This is a genomic window from Amycolatopsis balhimycina FH 1894, from assembly GCF_000384295.1.
GTDB classification, from domain to species: domain Bacteria; phylum Actinomycetota; class Actinomycetes; order Mycobacteriales; family Pseudonocardiaceae; genus Amycolatopsis; species Amycolatopsis balhimycina.
Map to the genome: position 1 here is coordinate 4,983,494 of NZ_KB913037.1, position 22,118 is coordinate 5,005,611.

General features: G+C 71.0%; 19 protein-coding genes and 1 pseudogene. 5 read left to right on the top strand and 15 right to left on the bottom strand.

All coding sequences use genetic code 11. The annotated features are described in order from the left end of the window. Nucleotides 1–27 precede the first annotated feature (27 nt). The 6 genes and pseudogenes from A3CE_RS51485 to A3CE_RS0122285 all read right to left on the bottom strand — a co-directional run bounded on the left by A3CE_RS51485 (nt 28) and on the right by A3CE_RS0122285 (nt 5,049). Nucleotides 28–767 (bottom strand): annotated as a pseudogene (locus A3CE_RS51485) (SDR family oxidoreductase). Continuing rightward, nucleotides 764–1,399 (bottom strand): nucleoside/nucleotide kinase family protein, encoded by a 636-nt coding sequence (locus A3CE_RS0122265; protein WP_020642325.1) that lies wholly within the window; start codon nt 1,397–1,399, stop codon nt 764–766. The pseudogene A3CE_RS51485 and the gene A3CE_RS0122265 overlap by 4 nt, the downstream one beginning before the upstream one ends. Further along, nucleotides 1,396–2,229: a PfkB family carbohydrate kinase gene (locus tag A3CE_RS0122270; RefSeq protein WP_043790996.1), complete on the bottom strand. Its 834-nt coding sequence runs from the start codon at nt 2,227–2,229 to the stop codon at nt 1,396–1,398. Before A3CE_RS0122270 ends, A3CE_RS0122265 begins: the two co-directional genes overlap by 4 nt. Next, nucleotides 2,226–3,035 carry an ATP-binding cassette domain-containing protein gene (locus tag A3CE_RS0122275; RefSeq protein WP_026468745.1) on the bottom strand — a complete coding sequence of 270 codons (810 nt, stop codon included), beginning with the start codon at nt 3,033–3,035 and terminating at the stop codon, nt 2,226–2,228. The genes A3CE_RS0122270 and A3CE_RS0122275 overlap by 4 nt, the downstream gene beginning before the upstream one ends. Further along, a complete protein-coding gene (locus tag A3CE_RS0122280) occupies nt 3,032–4,033 on the bottom strand; it encodes an ABC transporter permease (RefSeq protein WP_020642328.1) in 1,002 nt (333 codons plus the stop codon). Before A3CE_RS0122280 ends, A3CE_RS0122275 begins: the two co-directional genes overlap by 4 nt. Further along, nucleotides 4,030–5,049 carry a substrate-binding domain-containing protein gene (locus A3CE_RS0122285; RefSeq protein ID WP_026468746.1) on the bottom strand — a complete coding sequence of 340 codons (1,020 nt, stop codon included), beginning with the start codon at nt 5,047–5,049 and terminating at the stop codon, nt 4,030–4,032. Before A3CE_RS0122285 ends, A3CE_RS0122280 begins: the two co-directional genes overlap by 4 nt. Before the next feature lie 105 nt (nt 5,050–5,154). On the opposite strand from A3CE_RS0122285, the gene A3CE_RS0122290 reads away from it, so the two are divergent. Together A3CE_RS0122290 and A3CE_RS0122295 are read left to right on the top strand one after the other, a co-directional pair. Next, complete coding sequence (locus A3CE_RS0122290; protein ID WP_020642330.1) at nt 5,155–6,192, top strand: LacI family DNA-binding transcriptional regulator; 1,038 nt, start codon at nt 5,155–5,157, stop codon at nt 6,190–6,192. Nucleotides 6,193–6,261: 69 nt separating this feature from the next. After that, nucleotides 6,262–7,128 carry a LacI family DNA-binding transcriptional regulator gene (locus A3CE_RS0122295; RefSeq protein ID WP_020642331.1) on the top strand — a complete coding sequence of 289 codons (867 nt, stop codon included), beginning with the start codon at nt 6,262–6,264 and terminating at the stop codon, nt 7,126–7,128. A 55-nt stretch (nt 7,129–7,183) separates the two neighbouring features. Here the strand turns inward: A3CE_RS0122295 and A3CE_RS0122300 are convergent, their stop codons facing one another. Next, the gene (locus A3CE_RS0122300; RefSeq protein ID WP_020642332.1) at nt 7,184–8,194 is read right to left on the bottom strand and encodes a glycoside hydrolase family 76 protein; all 1,011 of its coding nucleotides are present in this window, start codon (nt 8,192–8,194) and stop codon (nt 7,184–7,186) included. Between the two features lie 71 nt (nt 8,195–8,265). On the opposite strand from A3CE_RS0122300, the gene A3CE_RS0122305 reads away from it, so the two are divergent. Together A3CE_RS0122305 and A3CE_RS0122310 are read left to right on the top strand one after the other, a co-directional pair. Next, nucleotides 8,266–10,410: a molybdopterin-dependent oxidoreductase gene (locus A3CE_RS0122305; protein WP_020642333.1), complete on the top strand. Its 2,145-nt coding sequence runs from the start codon at nt 8,266–8,268 to the stop codon at nt 10,408–10,410. Between the two features lie 95 nt (nt 10,411–10,505). Then, nucleotides 10,506–11,492 carry a cellulase family glycosylhydrolase gene (locus tag A3CE_RS0122310; RefSeq protein WP_026468747.1) on the top strand — a complete coding sequence of 329 codons (987 nt, stop codon included), beginning with the start codon at nt 10,506–10,508 and terminating at the stop codon, nt 11,490–11,492. A gap of 3 nt (nt 11,493–11,495) precedes the next feature. On the opposite strand, the gene A3CE_RS0122315 is transcribed toward A3CE_RS0122310, so the two are convergent. From A3CE_RS0122315 to A3CE_RS0122340, 6 genes are all read right to left on the bottom strand, one after another. Then, entirely contained in the window at nt 11,496–12,146 is a 651-nt protein-coding gene (locus A3CE_RS0122315) for a TrmH family RNA methyltransferase (RefSeq protein ID WP_026468748.1), read from the bottom strand. 14 nt (nt 12,147–12,160) lie between these two features. Continuing rightward, nucleotides 12,161–12,553, bottom strand: coding sequence for a DUF2784 domain-containing protein (locus A3CE_RS0122320; RefSeq protein WP_020642336.1), 393 nt, complete (start codon nt 12,551–12,553; stop codon nt 12,161–12,163). 290 nt (nt 12,554–12,843) lie between these two features. Continuing rightward, the gene (gene pyrE, locus A3CE_RS0122325) at nt 12,844–13,407 is read right to left on the bottom strand and encodes an orotate phosphoribosyltransferase (protein ID WP_020642337.1); all 564 of its coding nucleotides are present in this window, start codon (nt 13,405–13,407) and stop codon (nt 12,844–12,846) included. Between the two features lie 27 nt (nt 13,408–13,434). After that, a complete protein-coding gene (locus tag A3CE_RS0122330; RefSeq protein WP_020642338.1) occupies nt 13,435–15,906 on the bottom strand; it encodes an FtsX-like permease family protein in 2,472 nt (823 codons plus the stop codon). After that, nucleotides 15,906–16,646, bottom strand: coding sequence for an ABC transporter ATP-binding protein (locus tag A3CE_RS0122335; protein ID WP_020642339.1), 741 nt, complete (start codon nt 16,644–16,646; stop codon nt 15,906–15,908). Before A3CE_RS0122335 ends, A3CE_RS0122330 begins: the two co-directional genes overlap by 1 nt. Nucleotides 16,647–16,721: 75 nt before the next feature. Beyond that, nucleotides 16,722–17,489, bottom strand: coding sequence for an SDR family NAD(P)-dependent oxidoreductase (locus A3CE_RS0122340; protein WP_020642340.1), 768 nt, complete (start codon nt 17,487–17,489; stop codon nt 16,722–16,724). 70 nt (nt 17,490–17,559) lie between these two features. Between A3CE_RS0122340 and A3CE_RS0122345 the strand changes: the two genes are divergently transcribed. Next, nucleotides 17,560–18,489, top strand: a complete 930-nt coding sequence (locus A3CE_RS0122345) for a hypothetical protein (RefSeq protein WP_020642341.1) — start codon at nt 17,560–17,562, stop codon at nt 18,487–18,489. Here the strand turns inward: A3CE_RS0122345 and A3CE_RS0122350 are convergent. Both A3CE_RS0122350 and clpB read right to left on the bottom strand, forming a co-directional pair. Then, nucleotides 18,486–19,271, bottom strand: coding sequence for a type III secretion system chaperone family protein (locus A3CE_RS0122350; protein WP_020642342.1), 786 nt, complete (start codon nt 19,269–19,271; stop codon nt 18,486–18,488). The two genes, A3CE_RS0122345 and A3CE_RS0122350, sit on opposite strands and share 4 nt — an antisense overlap. A 190-nt stretch (nt 19,272–19,461) precedes the next feature. Beyond that, nucleotides 19,462–22,056 carry an ATP-dependent chaperone ClpB gene (clpB, locus tag A3CE_RS0122355; protein ID WP_020642343.1) on the bottom strand — a complete coding sequence of 865 codons (2,595 nt, stop codon included), beginning with the start codon at nt 22,054–22,056 and terminating at the stop codon, nt 19,462–19,464. Nucleotides 22,057–22,118 lie beyond the last annotated feature (62 nt).

The following is a 22,118-nucleotide window of genomic DNA, read 5'->3' on the forward strand; positions in this document are numbered from 1 at the left end:
ATAGCAGGAATTACCGGTTCAAAGGGATCAACGACCGCCACCGACGTCGAGCACGGCGCCGGTCGTGAACGACGACGCCGTCGACAGCAGGAAGATCACGGCTTCGGCGATCTCGGCAGGCTGCCCGGCGCGCCCCAGCGGGATCTGCGGCGCGTACTTCGCCATCCGGTCCGGCAGGCCGGCCGCCGCGTGCAGACCGGTGTGGACCATGCCGGGCCGGACGGCGTTGACCCGGATCCCCTCCGCCGCAACCTCTTGCGCGAGCCCGAAGGTCAGCGTGTCCACGGCCGCCTTCGACGCGGCGTAGTGCACCCACTCCCCGGCGGATCCGGTGCGCGCGGCGGTCGAGGAGATGTTGACGATCGCACCGCCTCCGCCACCGTACCGCGTCGACATCCGGCGGACGGCCTCACGGCAGCACAGGAAGACCCCGGTGACGTTCACCTCGAGGGTCCGCCGGACGACGCCGACGTCGTAGTCCTCGAGCCGGCCCGGGTGTTGCCGACGATCGCGGCGTTGTTGACCAAGCCGGTCACCGGGCCCAGCTCCGCCGCCGCGTCGAACAGCGCGCGGACGTCGTCCTCGCTGGAGACGTCGGCGCGGAAGGCGAGCGCCTGACGGCCGTGCGCCCGCACCCGTTCGGCGACGGCTTCGGCGGGCGACGGGTCGCCGGAGAAGTTGACGACGACGTCGTAGCCGCGTCCGGCGGCCAGCTCGCAGATCGCCGCGCCGATCCCGCGGCTGCCGCCGGTGACGATGAGCGTCAAATCGCGAAGTTGGCCAGCGGCAGGTTCTCGAGCACCAGGTCCGCGCGGTCCCGGGTCTGCGAGATCAGGTCGGCGTTGCGCTGGTCCGAGCCGAGCGCGCGCTGGCGGGCCTCGACCAGCGAACGGCCGTACCGGCGGTGGCGCGACACCAGGCGTTCGATCCGCTCGGGCTCGTCCGGTGCGAGGAACCAGGCCTCGGTGAGCAACGGCCGGATCGCGCTCCACGGGTCGTCCGGCAGCAGGAGGTAGTTGCCCTCGGTGATGACGAGCTGCACCTCCGGCGGCACCGCGACGGCGCCGGCGATCGGCTCCTCGATCTCGCGGCGGAAATCCGGTGCGTACACCGTTTCGCGGCCTTCGGCGAGCCGGCGGATCAGGTGGTAGTAGCCCGCCGCGTCGAACGTGTCCGGGGCGCCCTTGCGCTCGGCGCGGCCGAGCCGGCGCAGCTCGACCTGCGCGAGGTGGAAGCCGTCCATGCCGACCACCGCGGCGCGCGAGCCGAGTGCACTGGCCAGCGCCCAGGCGAGCGTGGTCTTGCCGGACGCGGGCGCGCCCACGATGCCGAGCACGTGGCGCTGCCCGCGCACGGTCAGGCCCTCGGCCCGGGCCAGCAGGTCGTCGAACGCCGTCATGTCCTGTTCCTTCCTGCGATCGCGGTCGTCCACGACCGCGGTCCCACATGCCGCACCCGTTCGGCGGCCACCTCGTTGGCGAAGCGGATCCGGTCCGGCACCGTCCGTTCGCGGGCCACGGCCACGGCGAGCGCGCCGTGCCAGACGTCGCCCGCCCCTAGTGTGTCCCGCGCTTCCACGCTCGCAACAGGCACCTCACCCGAGTCGCCGTCCGCAGTGGACCAGCGCACCGGGCCGGGCCCCGCGGTGGTGATCACGGTGCCGACGCCGCGCTCGTGGAGGCCGGGTTCCGGCGCGGTGAAGTGCGCGGAGCAGGCGGCGACGTCGACCAGCGGGAGGAGGTCGTCGAGCACGGGCTTCCAGCTCCCGGCGTCGAGCACGACCGGCGCCTCCACACCCCGGGCCACCGCCAGCGCGAGTTCCGGATAGTGCCCGTCGATCAGCACGACGTCCGCTTCCCCAAGCGGCACTTTCACGTGAAAGTGGCGCTCGGCCGCGTTGCGGGAGACGACCGTGCGCTCGCCGTCGCGGTCGCGGACCGCGACCGCGCTGACCGGCGGCGGGTCGAGCAGGTCGGGAGCCAGATCGACGACCTCGACGCCGTGGGTTTCGAGGTCGGCGCGGGCGAGCGCCGCCAGCGGGTGTGCACCGAGGACGGTCAGCAGGGTCGCCTCGGCGCCGAGCGCGGCCGCCGTCACCGCGGCGTTCGTCGCGGGTCCACCCGCGGCGACGTCCACCCGTAACGACTGCACCTTCTCGCCCGGCGCCGGAAGCTCCTCGACCCGCTGGACGACGTCCACCGTGCACAAGCCCGCCAGCAGCACTCTCACTTCAAGCCGGCCACGTGCGTCGCAGCGGCCGCTTCTTCCACTTCGCCGTTCTCGTTGAGCCGCAGCGCCCCGGTGAGCAGGCCGACGACCTGGTTCATCGTGTGCGTCTTCGGCGAGACGACCGCGACGCGCTTGCCGAGGCGGTGCACGTGGATGCGGTCGGCGATGTCGAACACGTGCGGCATGTTGTGGCTGATCAGCACCACCGGCAGGCCGCGGTCGCGGATCCGGCCGATGAGGTCGAGCACTTTGCCGGACTCGGCGACGCCGAGCGCGGCGGTGGGCTCGTCCATGATCACGGCCTTGGTGCCGAACGCGGCCGCGCGGGCCACCGCGACACCCTGGCGCTGGCCACCGGAGAGCGTCTCGACGGGCTGGCTGATCGACTTGATGTTGATGCCCAGCTCGTCGAGGATCCGCTGTGCCTCGGACCGCATGGTGGCGGTATCGAGCTTGCGGAACAGCCCGAGCGGTCCCTTAAGCCGCTTTTCCCGGCCCAGAAACATGTTCGACGCGATGTCGAGCGCGGGCGCGACGGCAAGGTCCTGGTACACCGTCTCGATCCCGTAGTGCCGGGCGTCCAGAGGGGATTTGAAGTGGACGGTTTCACCGTCCACTTTGATCTCCCCTTCGTCCGGGATCACCGCGCCGGAAAGGGTTTTGATGAGCGACGACTTCCCGGCGCCGTTGTCGCCGACCACGGCGAGCACCTCGCCGGGGAGCAGGTCGAAGTCGGCGCCGTCGATGGCGGTCACCCGGCCGTAGCGCTTCACCAGTCCGCGAGCTTGCAGGATGGGTTCACTCATGACTGCTGCTGCCTCCGCGCGATCCGGTCCACCACGACGGCGGCGATGAGCAGGGCGCCGGTGGCGAGGTCCTGGTAGTTGCCGTCGACGTTCATCTGCGTCAGCCCCGACCGCAGCACCGCCACGACCAGCGCACCCATCAGCGTGCCGAGCACCGAGCCGCGGCCGCCGAACAGGCTCGTCCCGCCGAGGACGACGGCGGTGATCGAGTCGAGGTTGCCGAGCTGGAACTGGTTCGGGTCGGCGTTCGGCGTCCGGCCGAGTGCTTGCCACGCGGCGATGCCGAAGGTCAGCCCGGCCACGATGTAGACCGACAGCACCGTGCGGTTGACCTTGATGCCGGACAGCCGCGCGGACTCCGGCGCGTTGCCGACCGCGTAGACGTGCTTGCCCCACGCGGTTTTCGTCAGCGCGTACCAGACGCCGAGGTACATCAGCAGCGCCAGCGTCATGCCGTAGGTGATCGGGATGCCGCCGAAGAGGTAGCGCTTGGTGCCGAGCCACTGCAGCAGCCCGTCGGTCACCGGCACGGCCTGGCCGCCGGCGATCAGCTTCGACACCGCGGTGAGCATGGTGAACGTGCCGAGCGTGATGATGAACGCCGGCAGCTTGATCCGCGTCGCGAGGCCACCGATGAAGATGCCGACGATGATCGTCAGCACGACCCCGGCGAGCAGCGCGACGAAGCCGTTCGTCCCGGCCGCGGCGAGTTTCGCCATGATCAGCGTCGCGACGACCATCGAGGCCGCGTTGGACAGGTCGATGCCCGCGATCAGGATGACGAGCGTCTGGCCCAGTGCGAGCGTCCCGACGACGAGCGACTGCTGGACGACCGTCGACAGGTTGTCGAGGTCGAAGAAGGTGTCCGTGGCCAGCGAGAACACCACGATCGCGATGACCAGCGCGAGCGCCGGGCCGATCGCGGGGGCGCGGAGGAAGAACTCGCCGAGCGACTCGCGTTCCTTTGTGGACGGACGAGCGACGGTGGCTGTCGTCATTTCTTGCCTCCCCAGCAGTTCTGCAGGCCCCAGGCGGTGTCGTGGCTTTCGATGCCGGGCAGGGGCTTGTCGGTGATCACGGCGGACCCGGTGTTGACGAACCCGCTCGGCTTCTTGCCGGTCTTGGCGTACTCGACGGCGGCGAGCACCCCCTGTTCGGCCATCTTCTTGGGGAACTGCATGACGGTCGCCGCGTAGAGGCCGTCCTTGACGTTCTGGACGCCTTCACAGCCGCCGTCGATCGAGCCCATGACGATCTGCCCGGTGAGGCTGCGGGCCTTCAGCGCCGCGTACGCGCCGCGGCCCATCGGCTCGTTCATCGAGTAGACGGCGTTGATGTCGGTGCTGCGCTGCAGCAGGTTCTCCATGCCCTGCTGGGCGAGGCTCTGGTCGCCGTTGGCCGCGGTGTGGCCCTTGATCTCCGGCGAGCCGTCGGTCAGCCCGATGCCCTTGAGGAACCCGGTGTGCCGCTGCGTGTCGACCGAGCTGCCGGCGGTCCCGTCGACCATGAGCAGCTTGGGCGGGACGCCCTTGAGCGCGGCCTTGACGTAGGCGCCCTGCTGCTCGCCGGCCGCGAAGTTGTCGGTGGCGAAGGTGGCGTCGACGGCGTCGGGCGGTTCGGTGGCGGTGTCGAGGGCGATGACCAGGACGCCGGCGTCGCGGGCGTCCTTGATCGCCTTGAGCACGCCGGTGGACGAACTGGGCGTGATGAGGATGGTGTTGACGCCCTGCTGCCGGAGGTTCTCGATGGCGCGGACCTGGCCGTCGTTGTCGCCGTCGAACTGGCCGGCGAGCGCGTTGAAGTCGGCGCCGTTGGCCTGCGCGGCCGCTCTGGCGGAGTTGCGGAGTTCCACGAAGTAGGGGTTGGTGTCGGTCTTGGTGACCAGGCCGACCTTGGCCTTGCCGCCGCTCCCGCCCGTGTTGGTGTTGCCACCCCAGTGACGCTCGACCGTGCACCCGGTCGTCGCGGCGAGGACGGCGGCCAGCACGACTGCGGTGAGACTTCGGTGTCTCATGGTTCCTGTCCTTCATAGGTCCGAGGCTTGCCGATGGTCGGGAAGGTAGACAGACTGCTCCGTGCACGCAAGCGTTTGCGCAAACGCTTGCCGGAAAGGATGGGTATGCCTCAATCGAGATCCTCGCGGCCGACCCAGCGGGACATCGCCGAGCTCGCGGGTGTGTCGATCACGACCGTCTCGCACGTCGTGAACGGGACGCGCGCGGTCGCGGAGGACACGAAAGCGGCCGTGCTGCGGGCGATCGAGGCGACCGGCTACACCGGTGACGCGATCGCGCGGTCGCTGGTCACGGGCGGGACGCGGTCGATCGGGATGGCGATCTCGCTGGTGGCGAACCCGTACTTCGCGGTGCTGATGCAGGCGATCGAGCGGGAGGCGTCGGCGCACGGGTACACCGTGCTGCTCGCCGACACGCACGACACCGCGGACACGGAACGTGACACGGTGCGGGCGCTGCGCTCCCGCCGCGTCGACGGCCTGCTCATCACCCCGGCGCCCGGCGACGGGCCGGTGATCGGCGAGCTGGTGTCGCTGGACGTGCCGACGGTCCTGATCGACCGGCTGTCCACCCGCACCGACGTCGACCAGGTGGGCTCGGAGAACATCCAGGCGACGTCGGCGCTGACCGCGCACCTGGCGACGCTCGGGCACCGGCGGATCGGGATGATCAGCGGCGCACCCGGGCTGTCGACGAGCGAGGAGCGCGTGCTGGGCTACCGGCTGGGGCTCGGCCGGTCCGGGCTCACGTGGTCGTCCGAGCTCGTGGCCTGCGGGAACTCGTCGCGCGAGGGCGCCGCCCTGGCGTTGAGCACGCTGCTGGCGCTGCCGGATCCGCCGTCCGCGCTGGTGGTCGGGAACGACAGCATGATGGTCGGGGTGCTGCACGAGGCGCGTCGGCGCGGGCTACGGATCGGGCGTGACCTGCCGGTGGTGGTCTACGACGAGGTCGAGTGGGCGGACCTGGTCGACCCGCCGCTGACGACGATGGCGCAGCCGATCGAGGAGATCGGGCGCCAGGCGGTGCGGCTGCTGCTCGCCCGGATCAACGACCCGGCGCGCAAGGCCGAAACCGTGCGGTTGCCCCCCACTCTGCGTCACCGTGAGTCGTGCGGCTGCCCATCGGTTCACTCACTTCAGTGAATCTGGGTTCCTGATATCCCTTCGCGGGCCTCCAGCGGATACCGTTCCGCTGAGCGTCTGCGAGGGCTTATGACGGCACTTTCGCCGGACCTCCGGTTGTGGGACCCCCCGGTCACCTACCGGATCGGCGTCGCGATGGGTGTGCAAGCGAACCCCTACTCCGGCGAGCTGCTGCGCGCGATCCGGGGCGCCGCGGCGCAGGCCGGGTGTGACGTCTTGCTGGCCGAAACCGAGGACGCCGCCGGCGAAGAGGCCGCGGTGGTGCGCGCCCTGCGCGCGGACCTGGTGGACGGCGTGCTGCTGGTGCCGGCGGCCGGCGACGAAGCGGTGATCAACGGCCTGGTCCGGATGGGCGTGCCGACGGTGCTGGTGGACCGGCTGGCCGCGCGCAACGACGTCGACCAGGTCGGCACGGAGAACGTGCACGCGGTGGCGTCCCTGGTTCGCCATCTGACTTCCCGCCGCCACCGCAAGATCGGGCTGGTTTCGGGCGAGGAGAGCCAGGAGGTCAGCCGCGAACGCGTCCGCGGCTACCGGCTGGGGCTGGAGCAGGCGGGCCTGCGCTTCAACCGCGAACTGGTGGAGTGCGGGCTGTCGACCCCGGGCGGCGCGGCCCGGGCGACGGCCAAGCTCCTGGACGGCTGGCCCTCCCCGACGGCGCTGGTGGTCGCGGACGAGTCGATGCTGGTGGGCGTCCAGTACGAAGCCCACCGCCGCGGCATCAAGATCGGTTCGGAGCTGGCCGTGGTCGGCTACGGCGACATGGACTGGGCCCGCCGGGTGAGCCCGGCGGTGACGACGCTGGCCCAGCCGGCGGCGGACATCGGCCACCGCGCGGTGCAGCTGCTGACGTCCCGGATGGCGGACCCGGACCGGCCCCCGGAGTCGGTGCTCCTGACCCCGAAGTTCCTGCACGGCGCCTCCTGCGGCTGCTGACCCTCAGCTGCCGTGAATGGCACATTGAGGGACTTAGAGTCCCTCAATGTGCCATTCACGGCACTTCGGCGGACAGCGCTGCCGCGGCTTCGAGGAGCATCCAGCCGCCTACCTGGACCGACATGTCCCGTTCCGGCGCGTCGTCCGGCAACGGCCACGGTGCCGGGCGGTCCCAGAACGCGCTGAACAACGGCCCATCGGGGGTTTCGGAAGCGCCGGACCAGCACGCCGAGGCCGACCGGAGCACCAGAGACCGGGCCACCGAAGCCTCCGGTCCCGGCAGCGCGCGAGCCGCCAACGCCAGGTAGCGGGCCAGGATCGCCGCGAACAACCCGCCGTCGCCGCCGCCCTGGCCGCGGATGACTCCGCCCGGTGCGCAGTGCTCCGCGACGGCCCGCACTGTCCGAGCCGCATCGTCCATTTCGGACAACTCGAGGCACGCCCCGAGATAAACACCTTGGCAGTACGTGTAAATGTGCTTCACCAGCTCACCCGTGGCCGCCCGGATGCCGTCCCAGACCAAGCCGGACGCAGGATCGACCAAAGTGGACGTCATCCACGAAGTCATCTCGCGAGCGCGGGAGAGATTCCCGGACCGGGCGTGGAAGATCGCCGCCGGGCCGTTGGCCGGGGCGTTCTTGAAGTCGTCCCCGCGTCGCCACCAGATGCCGCCGCCCGCCGCCTGCGTCCAGCCCGACAGGAGTTGCGCGTCGATCGCCGCCAGTGCCGGGCCCACGTCGATGCCCAGCGGCGAAACCCGTTGCAGCGCAAGGCCGAGCCACGCGATGTCGTCGTAGTAGTCGTTGGTCCAGCGGCCGAAGTTGCGCAGCCGCACCGAACGGACGAAAACGCGGATCAGGGCCAAGCGCGCCGGCGAAGGGGCGCGCAGCTGAGCGTCGACCAGGGTGTCCAGCAGGTGCGCCTGCCACCAGTAGTTCCAGTGCCAGTGCGCCCGCTGGCCGGCCGAAGCCGGCCAGCCGCTGCGGCCCAGCACCGTGGCCGGCAGCGCCCAGACGCGGCGTAGGTGGCGCGCGGTCACCGCGCGTTCGGCAGCCGGGACGTCCATGACGCAATCCTGCCTTGCCCACCGGCATACCGCTCGGTATGTTGAGGGTCCCGACGGCCTGCGAGGTGCCCATGACCACAGCACACGTCACCTGCCCGCTGTGCGAAGCGACCTGCGGCCTCGAGGTCACCCTCGACGAGAACCAGCAGGTCACGCGCGTCAAAGGCGACGAGCAGGACGTCTTCTCGAAGGGCTACATCTGTCCGAAGGGCGCGTCGCTCGGCGCACTGCACCACGACCCCGACCGGCTGACCGCGCCGCTGCTCAAGCGCGACGGCGAGTTCGTCGAGGTCAGCTGGCAGGAGGCGTACGACGAGATCGCCCGCCGTCTCCCGCCGATCATCGAGGAGCACGGCCGGAACGCCGTCGCCGTCTACGCGGGCAACCCCGGCGTGCACAACATCGCGCTGACCCTCTACGGCGGCCCGCTCTACAAAGCGTTGGGCACCAAGAACTTCTACACCGCGTCGTCGGTCGACCAGATGCCGAAGCACTACTCCGCCGGCACGATGTTCGGCGACCCGCTCGCCATCCCGGTGCCCGACCTCGACCGGACGAAGCACCTGCTGATCCTCGGCGCCAACCCGCTCGTCTCGAACGGCAGCCTGATGACCGCGCCGGACATCCGCGGGCGGCTGCGCGGGATCCGCGACCGCGGCGGCAAGATCGTCGTCGTCGACCCGCGCCGCACGCGCACTGCCGCGTTCGCCGACGAGCACCACGCCATCCGCCCCGGCACCGACGCGCTGCTGCTGTTCGCGCTGGTCAACGTCCTGTTCGCGGAAAACCGCGTCGCTCCCGGCCGCCTCGCCGAACACCTCAACGGCCTCGACGACGTCCGCGCACTGGCCGAGCCGTTCACGCCGGAGGCCGTCGAGGCACGCACCGGCATCGACGCCGCCGAGATCCGCCGGCTGGCCCGGGAACTGGCCGACGCCGAAAACGCCGTGGTCTACGGCCGGATCGGCACCACGACGCAGACCTTCGGCACCATCGCGAGCTGGCTGGTCGACGTCCTGAACGTGCTCACCGGCCACCTCGACGAGCCGGGCGGCGCGATGTTTCCGCTGGCCGCGTGCCGGCCGACCGGGAACCGGCGGCCGTTCGCCGTCGGGCGCTGGCGCAGCCGCGTGCGCGGGTACCCCGAGGTCCTCGGTGAACTGCCGGTCGCGACGCTCGCCGACGAGATCGAGACCCCCGGCGAGGGCCAGGTCCGCGCGCTGCTCACCGTCAGCGGCAACCCCTGCCTGAGCACGCCGAACGCCGCCCGTCTGGCCGCGGCCCTCGAAAGCCTCGACTTCATGATCTCGGTCGACGTCTACCTGAACGAGACGTCCCGCCACGCCGACGTCATCCTGCCCGGCCCGTCGCCGCTCGAGCGACCGCACTTCGACCTGGCGTTCTACCAGCTGTCGGTCCGCAATGTCGCCAACTGGACGCCCGCGACGCTGCCGTCCGCGCTGCCGCAGGAGTGGGAGACCATGCTCCGGCTCACCGGCATCGTCGCCGGTCAGGGCCCGGAGGCCGACGTCGCGACACTCGACGCCTTCGTCGCCGGGGAGACCGCACGCCGCAACGGGCTCGACGTCAGCGTCGCCGGGGACCGCACCGGGCCCGCGCGCCTGGTCGACCTGCTGCTGCGCGCCGGCCCCTACGACGTCGCGCTGGCCGACCTCGAAGCCGCGCCGCACGGGATGGACTTCGGGCCGCTGCGGCCGCGGATCCCCGAAATTCTGTGCACCGCGTCCGGCCGGATCGAGCTGGCGCCCGAGCCGGTCGTCGCCGACGTTCCGCGGTTGCGGGAAGAACTTGCGAAAACCGCGGAAGAGGGCCTCGTGCTGATCGGGCGGCGGCACCTGAGCTCGAACAACTCGTGGATGCACAACCTCGAACCGCTCATCCGCGGCGGCAACCGGTGCACCGTGCAGGTCCACCCCACCGACGCCACGCGCCTGGGCCTCACCGACGGCGGCCTGGCGTCGGTGACGTCCCGCGCCGGGAAACTGCAGGTCCCGGTGGAGGTGACCGACGAGGTCCGGCCGGGCGTCGTCAGCATCCCGCACGGCTGGGGCCACGACGTCGACGGCTCGCGGATGCGGGTGGCGCGCGCGAACCCCGGCGTCAATTCGAACCTCGTCGCCGACGAGACACTGCTGGACGTTCCGTCCGGAACGTCGGTGTTGAACGGGATTCCGGTCGAAGTCGCGCCGGCCTGAACCTTGACACCGGTGCGGGGCCTGACGCATTCTCGGCTCGGATGTTGACGTAAACACGATCACCATCGCGGCCCCCATCGGACATCGGAGTTCGTATGAAGCGCACCCGCATTCACGCCTGGCTACGGTCCGCGATGGTCGCGGCACTCGCTGTACCCCTGCTTGTGGTCCCGCAGAGTGCCTCCGCCGCCACCAATGCGTTCCGCGGCGTCAACTGGGCGGACGCCCGCGACAACTACGTGGACGGCTGGGTGATCCCGACCGGCCTCGCCGCCGGGGACAGCTACGAGAGCGTCCGCGGCAAGGCGGACGGCATCATCACCGGCTTCCAGCAGAAGCTGGGCGCGAACACCGTGCGGCTGCCGATCAACCCGCAGAGCGTCAACTCGGACTGGTGGGCGCGGTACAAGGGCGCCGCCGACTCGGCGCTGGCCCACGGCATGAAGGTCATCTTCGGCTACTGGGAAGCGAACAAGGACGGCTTCGTCGACGACACGAATGCCTGGAACACCATGTGGGACAAGGTCACCGCCGACTACGGCGGCAACGGCAGCGTGTACTTCGAACCGATGAACGAGCCGTTCGGCTACAGCCTGAGCGCCTGGGTTTCGCTGTGCTCGTCGTGGCTGTCCCGGCACTCGAACATCCCCCGCGACCGGGTCGTGATCAGCGGCACCGGCTACAACGACAACGTCACCGGCGTCGGCGCGGCGAGCGCGTTGAACGGCACGCTGCTGTCGCTGCACTTCTACGGCTACTGGGCCTCGGACACGACCCGCTCGGCGTGGACCACCAACCTCAGCAACCGGCTCGGGTCGTACTCCTCCCGCACGATCATCGACGAGGCCGGCGCCCCGATGACGACCGGGCTGGACTACTCCGCCGGGCACCAGGACGGCAACAACTTCACCGCGTACTTCGCCGCCACCACCGACCTGACGCGGTCGCGGCAGATGGGCGTCGTCTACTGGCCCGGCCTGCGGTCCGGCGACACGTACTCGATCACGCGGCAGAGCGGCAGCGGCCTGGAGACCAACAACACGTCGGGCGTGGCGCAGCTGCGCTGGGGCTGGGGGCTGTAGGGCCTACCAGGCGCGGCCGAGGTCGGCGTGCTGCCGGATCCAGGCGTGCATGACGATCCCGGCCGCGACGCCCGCGTTGATCGAGCGGGTCGTGCCGAACTGGGCGATCGACACCACGAGTGACGCGGCTTCCTGCGCCAGCGGGGAAAGCCCTGGCCCTTCCTGGCCGAACAGCAGCACGCACTCGCGGGGGATCTCGGCCGTCTCGACGGGCCGGGACCCCGGCGTGTTGTCCACCGCGACGACGGCGAGACCGCGCTCGGCCGCGAAGGCGACCAAGGTCTCGACGTCGTCGTGGTGGCGCAGGTGCTGGTAGCGGTCGGTCACCATGGCGCCGCGCCGGTTCCAGCGACGGCGGCCGACGATGTGCACCTCGGCCGCGGCGAACGCGTTGGCCGTGCGGACCACGGTGCCGATGTTGTGGTCGTGCTGGAAGTTCTCGATCGCGACGTGGAAGGGATGCCGTCGGCTGTCCACATCGGACACGATGGCCTCGCGGCGCCAGTAGCGGTAGGCGTCGACGACGTTGCGGCGGTCGCCTTCCCGCAGCAACTCCGGGTCGTACCGCTCGTCCGAAGGCCACTCACCCGGCCAAGGACCGACGCCGACCTCTTCGCGGCTGACCCACTCGGTGGGGCCGGGCACTGTGCTCACCTGTCGATTGTCGCCTAGCCGAGGTGGACGGGGCGCGCGTGGGTTTCCTGGGCGTCGTGGCGGTGGCGCCAGCGGTGGTACACGCCGACATAGGAGTAGGCGACGAGCACGATCGCGATGATGCCGATCGCCGGCAGCCACGAGTGGGGGAACACGGTGCCGTAGAGGTAGTAGGAGTTGAACCCGCCGGGCAGGTCGCCGAGGCCCTGCTGGTGGCGGAAGTAGTTCTCCAGCGCGGTGAGCGGGCACGGCACGGGCGTCACGTTGACGAGGACACCCCAGGCCGCCGCGAAGACGTGGACGAAGATCAGCTTCGGCCAGCGCCAGGCGAGGAAGCCACCCAAGCCGATGAGCACGAGGGCCAGAATGTGCACCGCTACGGTCACGTCGGCCAGGAACTTCGCCATCCGCACCCCCCTCCCACCGATCCCCCTACCAGCGACTTTACTCCGCTGCTGGGGTTCGGCCGCCCTCAAGAGTGCCCCGCCGTGTGATTTTTAACCCAGCGGAGCAACCCGTTCACCTGGGCGGTGACGGAGGGGTCACACCGGGTGGAAATTCCGGCGGGCGCTTGCCGGGGTACTGGGTGGGTTCCTCGTGCGGGTACTGGTTCGACGGTACGCGTCGCGATGCCGTGAAAGACTCTTTCACCTCGTCGGACGTCATGAACGAGTCGTTCATGACCTCCGACGAGCCGTCAGTCCAGGCCGAGGTCGTCCTTGCCGAGGACGTACCGGTACTCCAGGCCTTCCTTCTCAATGGCCTCGCGCGCCCCGGTGTCGCGGTCGACGACCGTCGCGACGCCGATCACGTTCGCGCCCGCTTCGCGCAACGCCTCCACCGCCGTCAGCACGCTGCCGCCCGTTGTGGACGTGTCCTCGACCGCCAGTACGCGCTGGCCGCGGACCTCCATGCCCTCGATGCGCCGCTGCATGCCGTGTTCCTTGACCGCCTTGCGGACCACGAACGCGTCCAGCACGACGCCGTCGGAAGCCGCCGAGTGCAGCATTGCCAGCGCTACCGGGTCGGCGCCGAGGGTCAGGCCGCCTGCCGCGACGTAGTCCCAGTCCGCCGTCAGCTGGCGCAGCAGCTTGCCGATCAGCGGCGCGGCCGCGTGGTGCAGGGTCGCCCGCCGGAGGTCGATGTAGTAGTCGGCTTCCTTGCCGGATGCCAGGGTCACTTTTCCGTGCACCACGGAAAGATCGGTGACCAGCCTGGCCAGTTCGAGTTTCGCCGCTTGATCCAACCCGGGGTTCGCCACGGCGGTGAGTCTTACACACGAGCCCGCTCACTCACCGATGGATGTGGCGTCGACCGCACGCCCGCGCGTCGCCGCCCAGGCCGGGACCAGGATGGCCGCGAGCGACAGGACCACGGCGATCGCGAGCACGGCCAGGTAGATCGTCACCGGGCCCGACGGCAGCAGCGATCCCGTCACCACCAGGCAGAACGGGACGATCGCGCCCGCCGCCACCAGCGTTCCGAGCAGCACCGCGATCGCCGCGATCAGGCCGCCTTCGATGCCGGCCATCCGCAGCACCTGGCCGCGCGTGAACCCGCTCAGCCGCTGCAGCCCGAACTCGCGGCGCCGCCGGGCGGTGGCCATCACCAGCGTGTTCACCACCGAGATCACCGTGTACGCGATGATCATCCCGACCAGCAGGTAGTTGACCCACGCGCCGATCTCGTCGCCCTTCGCGTGCGCCGCGATCAGCGTTTCGCGATCGCCGACGAACACCGGCAACCCCGCGGTCGCCGAGCGAAGACGCGAAGTCAGCAACGCCGTGTCGACGCCGGGAGCGGCGCGGACCAGCAGCTGCGGCGGGAGCCCGAGCGTCGTGTGCGGGGCCAGCAGCTCGGCGGGCAGCACGAGCCGTTCGAACCCGGGGCGCTGGCTCACGACGGCGGCCACCCGCACCTCCGCCGGCGTGCCGTCGCCGAGCCGCAGCGACAGCGTGTCGCCGACGTTGCGGCCGAGCTTCGCGGGCACCTCGACGGCGTTCCCGGTCAGCTCGCTGACGCCGAGCGCCGGCCAGCCGTCCTTGTCCTGGTTGGAGTCGAACGGTTTCTCGACGAACACCGTGCTCGTGACGTACTCCGAGGCACCCGCCACACCCGGAACGGCGGAAACCCGCCCCCGCACCGAAGAATCGAGCCCGGACGGCCCGGCGACGACGGCGTCCGCGCGCAGGTCCTCGGTGTACGCCTGGTTCGAGACGGCTTCCTGGGTGGTCTGCAGGTAGATGTTGGCCGTCGCGATGCCGACCGCGAGCATGATCGGGGTGACCGCGCCTGCCGTCCGCACCGCGCCGACGCGGGTGTTGCGCAGCGCCATCCGGCCGTTGACGCCGGTGATCGCCTGGACCGGCCACCGCAGCAGCGACGCCGTCAGCTTCGTGACGCCCGGGCTGATCGCCGCCAGGCCGAACGCCCACAGCATCACCGCCGGGCCCGCCGTGCTGGCCGCGACCGGGCCGGTCATCACGGCGACCGTGACGATGGCCAGCGCCGTCCCGCCCGCGAAGCACAGGATCGCGGTGATCACCCGGATCGGTGTCAGCCAGCGCCGCTCGACGGCGGCTTCGGCGAGCGCCTCGGTCGGGCGGACCCGCGAAGCACGACGGCCCGCCACGGAGGAAGCCGCCACGACGGCCGGCAGGGACGCGCCCGCGGCGACCGTCGCCGGCAGCCAGCCCTGCTCGAACCGCAGCACGTCGGGCACGACGTGCTGCGCCGCGAGCTGGTCGAACAGCCAGTTCCCGAGCACCGGACCCAGCACGACCGCGACACCGACGGCGAGCAGCCCGACGACGAGCGCTTCGCCGCGCACCATCCGCCGCAGCTGGCGCGGGCTCGTGCCGATCGCGCGCAGCAGCGCGAGTTCGCGCTGGCGCTGCTGGGTCGACAGCGTGAGCGTGCCCGCGACGACGAACACCATCACCATCGCCGACAGCCCGCCCGACACCGCGGCCAGCACGATCAGGTCCTCGCCGCCCTTGCCCACCTCGGGGAACTCCAGGGCACCGCGGCCGACGCCGGTCGTCACGACCCCGGCGTCCCCGACGGCGGCCGACACCGCGGCGACGTCACCGCCGAAGACGCCGATGGTGTCGAAGCGACCCGGGTGGCCGGACAGCCGTGAAGCGTCCGAAGGCGCGAAGAACAGCGCCGAATCCCGCATGGCCTGCGGCGCTTCGGCGATGCCGGAGATAGGGAACGAGCCGACAGTGCCGTGCGCGGCGATCGGCAGCACGTCGCCGACCGCGAGCCCACCCGAACGCGCCAGAGCGGCATCGACGACGACCTCACCCGGCTGCGGAGCCTGGCCACTCAGCGCGTACGGCGCGAGCACGGCGGAATCCCAGGCGTGCCCGAGCGCGCTCGCGGAGCCGATCTGCGCCGGGAAGCTGACCTCGCCGACGACGCGGGTGACGCCGGGGACCGCGCGCAGGCGGCCCGCCAGCGCCTCGTCGAGCCGGACGCGCTCGGGCAGGGTCGCGTTGTCGAACTTGTGCTTGTCCTTGTGCTTGTCTTCGGGGTCGAGGGTGGCCGGGTCGTCCTCCGGCAGCTTGAGCGCCTGCTGCCCGCCGACGACGATCGGCGCCGCGGCCAGCCGCTGCACCGGCGTCTCGGACCGGATGCCGGTCTCCATCAGGCCACCGCACGCCGAGACGATCAGCGCGCCGAAGAACACGGCGACGAACGTCGCCAGGAAGCCGCCTTTACGCAGGCGAACCGTGCGGAGCGCGAGGGAGAACATCACGCGCGCACCCCCATCCGGTCCCAGGCGCCCAGGTGGGTCATCCGCTCGGCGACGGCTTCCGCGGTCGGCCTCGCCAGCCGCCCGGCGATCCGGCCGTCGGCCAGGAACACGACGTCGTCGGCGTAGGACGCGGCGACCGGGTCGTGCGTCACCATGATCACCGTCTGGCCGGACGACCGGACGGACTCCCGCAGCAGGCCGAGGACCTCGGCGGCGGTCCGCGTGTCGAGTGCGCCGGTCGGCTCGTCGGCGAACAGCACGGCCGGGTCGGTGACCAGGGCCCGCGCGATCGCGACGCGCTGCTGCTGGCCGCCGGACAGCTGCCCGGGCAGGTGCTTGCGGCGCCCGTCGAGGCCGACGTGCGCGAGGATCCGCGCCACGAGCCGCTTGTCCGGGCGCTTCCCGGCCAGCTGCAGCGGCAGCACGACGTTCTGCTCGACCGTCAGCGCCGGAAGCAGGTTGAACGCCTGGAACACGAACCCGACGCGGTCACGCCGCAGCTTCGTCAGGAAGGTCTCGTTCTTGCCGTCGAGGTCCTGGCCGTCGAGCACGACCCGGCCCGACGTCGGCCGGTCGAGCCCGGCCGCGCAGTGCAGGAACGTGCTCTTGCCCGAGCCGGACGGCCCCATCACCGCGGTGAAGCCGCCGCGCGGGAACGAGATCGAAACCCCGTCCAGCGCGACCACTCCGCCGTACTCCTTGCGCACAGCCTCGAGCCGGACCGCCTCATTCGTCATGGGGAAAACGCTAGGCAGGCAGCGGCCCGGCCACCCTGGTGCGCACGCGCGTCTTCCCGGTAGGGACAGCCCTACTCAGGTGCGGCCTTTGCCGCCGAAGCCGCCGCTGATCCGGCGCAGCACCGCGCGTGGCAGCAGGCCGCCGATCGCGACGACGGCCTTGTACTGCAGGCTCGGCACGGAGATCACCTTGCCGCGGCGGAGATCCGCGAGCGCCTCGCCGACCACCTGTTCGACACCCAGCCAGGCGATTTTCGGGCCGGGTTTGCCGATGCCGGCCCGTTCGTGGAACTCGGTCGCCGTGAAACCAGGACAGAGCGCCATCATCCGGACACCCTTCGGCAGCGACGCGGCGATGCCTTCGGTGAACGACGTGACCCAGTTCTTGCTCGCCGTGTACGTCGACCCGCGGCCGCTGAAGAAGCCCGCCACGCTGCTGACCTGGATGATTTCGCCGTGGCCGCGCTCGATCATGCCGGGCAGCACGGCTCGGGTGAGCCGCAGCACGGCGGTGACGTTGACGTCGAGCTGGCGCTGCAGCGCGTCCGGCGGGATCGTCCAGAAATCGCCGTTCAACCCGAACCCGGCGTTGTTCACCAGGAGGTCGACCGGCCCGGTGGCGAGCCGCTCCTCGACCGCGGCTCGTCCGTCCACTTCGGACAGATCGGCGGGCAGCACCTCGACGGCGACTCCGTGCTTTTCGCGCAGCTCAGCGGCGTACGCCTCCAGTCGCGCGGTGTCGCGGGCGACGAGCACGAGGTCGTATTTCTCGGCGGCGAGCGCGCGGGCGAACTGCGCACCGATGCCCGCGGTGGCTCCGGTGATGAGAGCGGTGGTGGTCATGTGGGTGAACCATACCTGCTGGTCAGGGCCGGATGTGCGCGGCGATTCACCGGGAAGTATCGTCCGGCGCATGGGTAAGCACAGCAGGCGCAAAAGCGGCTATCTGCCCAAAGTCGCTGCCGGCGCGGCGCCCGTCGCGCTGCTTTTCGCGGCGCCCGCGGCCGCGCTCGCGAGCCCGGCCGAGCTGACCCTGCCGCTCGACCACCGCGAAGACAGCACGTTCGGGCGCGACGCCTCGACTTCGGGCCAGGACGGTTCATCGGTAGTGCGCGAGACCCTGACCGCGACCCGCCACGACTTCCTCGCGAAGGAGGTCGCCGGCGCGGTTGTCACCAACGACCTCGCCGAGTCCGCAACCACCCACCGCGAGGAGCGGCAGACGGAGACGTCGGCCGCGTCGCGGGAAACCGAGTCGCTCACCCGCACCGGACGGCACACCTTGCGGTCCGGCGACGTCCGCGCGGTCACCGCGAACAACCAGCGGCTCGGTCAAGGTGGTTCGCGCAGCCTGTCGCTCTCGCCCCTCGCCGGCGGCGCCGAGCGCCGGATCGGCGTCGGCGAAGGCACCAACCACGGCGTCTGGCTGGCCGACGACGTCGACGTGCTGAGCCAGAACGCCGAACAGGCCGACACCGGCCTGCGCGGTACATTCACCGGAGACCTCCAGGGCGCGTTCTCAGCCCGCCGGTCGTCCGGGCAGGCCGTCGACCTCGGTCAGCTGGGCGCGCTCGGCACGACGTCCGAACAGCACGCGACCGGCCAGTTCGCCGGCGTACTCGACCTGGGCCAGCAGCACGAACTGGGTGGTCAGCTCGGCCCGGCCCGGGGCTGGACGAAGACGAGCCAGTCCCTCGGCCCGGCCGGGCCGGCGGGCTCGATCCGCGGTGACCTCGGCGTCGACCACGTCGTCCACGCCGAAGGCGGCACGACGTCGGTGCGCGGCACGCTCGACCGGTCGGGGTCGCTCAGCGCGCTCGACCAGCCGGTGGTCGGCTTCTAGCTCTCGCTCGGCTTCGGCGGGCCGTCCGCGGGTGGCTGCTGGACCGGGGTCCCGGCCGCCGGAGTGCCCGGGGCGGTGGCTTCGGACGGGACGGAAGCTTCGGCCGGGATCGGCGCGCTCGCCTGGTGGCGGCCGGCGTCGTAGTCCTCGTCGAACGGGTCGACGATGTCCGCGATCTCGCCCAGATCCCTGAGCAGCCGCTCGAGCCGCGACGGCCCCGCGGTCGGGGCGACGCTGGCGAGCACCCACTCGTTCTCCAGCCAGGCCACGCCGACGTCGCCGCCGAGCTGGTCCGCGGCGTCGACGAGCTCCTGGGTGATCACGACGCGGGCGCCGTCGGCGTCGTCCGCGAAGGCGTAGCGCGAGCCGATCGGGCCGAGCATCTCGGGCATGTCGGCGCGCTGGAACGGCACGCTGGACAGCCACATCTCGATCGGGATCCGGTGCTTCTTGTTGCAGCGCACGGCGACCACGACCGCGGGGATCTGGCCCTCGGTCTCGATGTCGAAGATGAACACCGGGCGGCGGCCGTCGGAGGTGAAGGTCGAGCCCGCGACGACGTTGACGGCGGCGTCCGCGCCGAAGTAGCCGATGGCGCCGTTCGACCACTGCTGCGGCAGCCGTTCGTCCTCCTCGACGAACTGCCAGCCGCGCAACTGTGCCCAGCGCATTCGCTCGCGGTTGCGCGAGCCCTCCTTCGCCCGGTCGGCCGCGAGCAGCCCCAGCCCCGCCACCAGCGCGACGGCGGCGATGACGAACCAGATCCACGCCGGAATACCCACGACCGCCAGGGTATCGCCTGTTACGCCGGAGGGATGATCGCCGGTACCCGTGTCGCCGTGCCCATTCGAACCAATTCACCCGGTCCCGGGTCGACAAATCGCCATAAGACGCCACTGTGGACGCCCGGAACGCCGTGAAGGCCACCTTCAGGAACTACAAGTTCCTCAAGGTGGCCTTCACGGACTTGGGTCAGACCTTGGTGACGGTCAGCGAGTCGGCGGCTTCCAGGGCCGGGATGTCGACGCGCACCGTGTCGCCGTCCCGGATTTCGCCCGACAGCAGCTCCTTCGCCAGCTTGTCGCCGATCGCCGACTGGATCAGCCGCCGCAGCGGCCGGGCGCCGTAGATCGGGTCGAAGCCGTTCAGCGCGAGCCACTCGCGGGCGCCGTCGGTGACCTCCAGGTGCAGCCGCCGCTGGGCGAGCCGCGCGGCCAGCCTGGCCACCTGGATGTCCACAATGGACGTCAGCTGCTCGGTGCCGAGCGAGTGGAACACGACGATGTCGTCGAGCCGGTTGAGGAACTCCGGCTTGAACTGCCGCTGCACCGTCGACAGCACCGCGTCCCGCCGCTGCCGCTCGTCCAGGTTCGGGTCGGCGATGGCCTGCGAACCGAGGTTGGACGTCAGGATCAGGATGGTGTTCCGGAAGTCCACCGTCCGGCCCTGGCCGTCGGTCAGCCGCCCGTCGTCGAGGACCTGCAGGAGCACGTCGAAGACGTCCGGGTGGGCCTTCTCGACCTCGTCGAGCAGCACCACCGAGTACGGGCGGCGCCGCACGGACTCGGTCAGCTGGCCGCCCTGGTCGTAGCCGACGTAGCCCGGCGGGGCACCGACCAGGCGCGCCACCGAGTGCTTCTCGGCGTACTCGCTCATGTCGATGCGCTGCATCGCGCGCTCGTCGTCGAACAGGAACTCGGCCAGGGCCTTGGCCAGCTCGGTCTTGCCGACGCCGGTCGGGCCGAGGAACAGGAACGAACCGGTCGGCCGGTCGGGGTCGGCGACGCCGGCCCGGGCACGGCGGACCGCGTCCGCGACGACCTGCACGGCCTCGGCCTGCCCGATGACGCGGCGGGTCAGCTCCTCTTCCATCCGGAGCAGCTTGCCGGTCTCGCCCTCCAGCAGCCGTCCCGCCGGGATGCCGGTCCACGCGCTGACCACGTCCGCGACGTCGTCCGCGCCGACCTCTTCCTTGAGCATGACGTTCTGCTGGCTGGCCTCGCTCGCCGCGGTGGCCGCTTCGAACTCCTTCTCCAGCGCGGGGATCCGGCCGTAGCGCAGCTCGGCGGCCTTGCCGAGGTCGCCGTCGCGTTCGGCGCGCTCGGACTCGCCGCGCAGCTGCTCGAGCTGCTCCTTGAGCTCGCGGACGCGCTCGATGGAGCCCTTCTCGTTCTGCCAGCGCGCGGTCAGCGCCGTCAGCGTCTCGCGCTTCTCGGCCAGTTCGGCGCGCAACGCGGCGAGACGCTCCTTCGAAGGGGCGTCACTCTCCTTGGCGAGTGCCATCTCCTCGATCTCGAGCCGGCGCACGGCGCGCTCGACCTCGTCGATCTCCACCGGCCGCGAGTCGATCTCCATGCGCAGCTTGGACGCGGCCTCGTCGACCAGGTCGATGGCCTTGTCCGGCAGGAAGCGCGCGGTGATGTAGCGATCGGACAGCGTCGCGGCGGCGACCAGCGCGGCGTCCGTGATGCGGACACCGTGGTGGACCTCGTAACGCTCCTTCAGGCCGCGCAGGATCGCGATCGTGTCCTCCGGCGACGGCTCGCCGACGAGCACCTGCTGGAAGCGCCGCTCCAGGGCGGCGTCCTTCTCGATGTGCTGGCGGTACTCGTCGAGGGTCGTCGCGCCGACCATCCGCAGCTCGCCGCGGGCGAGCATCGGCTTGATCATGTTGCCCGCGTCCATCGCGCCTTCGCCGGTCGCGCCGGCGCCGACGATGGTGTGCAGCTCGTCGATGAAGGTGACAACCTCGCCCGCGGACTCGGTGATCTCCTTGAGCACGGCCTTCAGCCGCTCTTCGAACTCGCCGCGGTACTTCGCGCCGGCCACCATCGACCCGAGGTCGAGGGCGACGACGCGCTTGCCGCGCAGCGACTCCGGCACGTCGCCGGCGACGATGCGCTGGGCCAGCCCTTCGACGATGGCCGTCTTGCCGACGCCCGGCTCGCCGATCAGGACCGGGTTGTTCTTCGTGCGCCGCGACAGCACCTGCACGACGCGGCGGATCTCGGTGTCGCGCCCGATGACGGGGTCGAGCTCGCCGGCGCGGGCGCGCGAGGTGAGGTCGACGCCGTACTTCTCGAGCGCCTTGAACGTGCTCTCGGGGTCCGCGCTGGTGATCCGGGCCGAGCCGCGGACCTTGGCGAACGCCTCCTGCAGCGCGTCCGGCGTCGCGCCGTGGCGCTTGAGCAGGTCGGCGACCTGCCCGCCCTCGGTCGCGAGCCCGACGAGCAGGTGCTCGGTCGAGACGTACTCGTCGCCCAGCTCGGTGGCGAGCTTCTGGGCGCGCGTCAGCGACTTGACGGCGAAGGTGTCGAACTGCGGGCTCGACACGGTCGCGCCGGTCGCGGAGGGCAGCGCCGCGATGAGCGGCTCGAGCTCCTTGTGCACCACCTCCGGGTCGGCCCCGACCGCGGTCAGCAGCGGCGCGGTGAGCCCTTCACCCTGCGCCAGCAGGGCGCCCAGCAGGTGGGGCGCCGAGACGTGCGGGTTGCCGGCCATCGTGGCTGCCTGCGCCGCCGACGAGATCGCTTGCTGGGTCTTCGTGGTCGGGTTGAAAGCGTCCATCCCTCACCTCATGCTCGGTACTGCGCTGAAACACTCAAAAACGCCTGGTGACAGGCCTGACC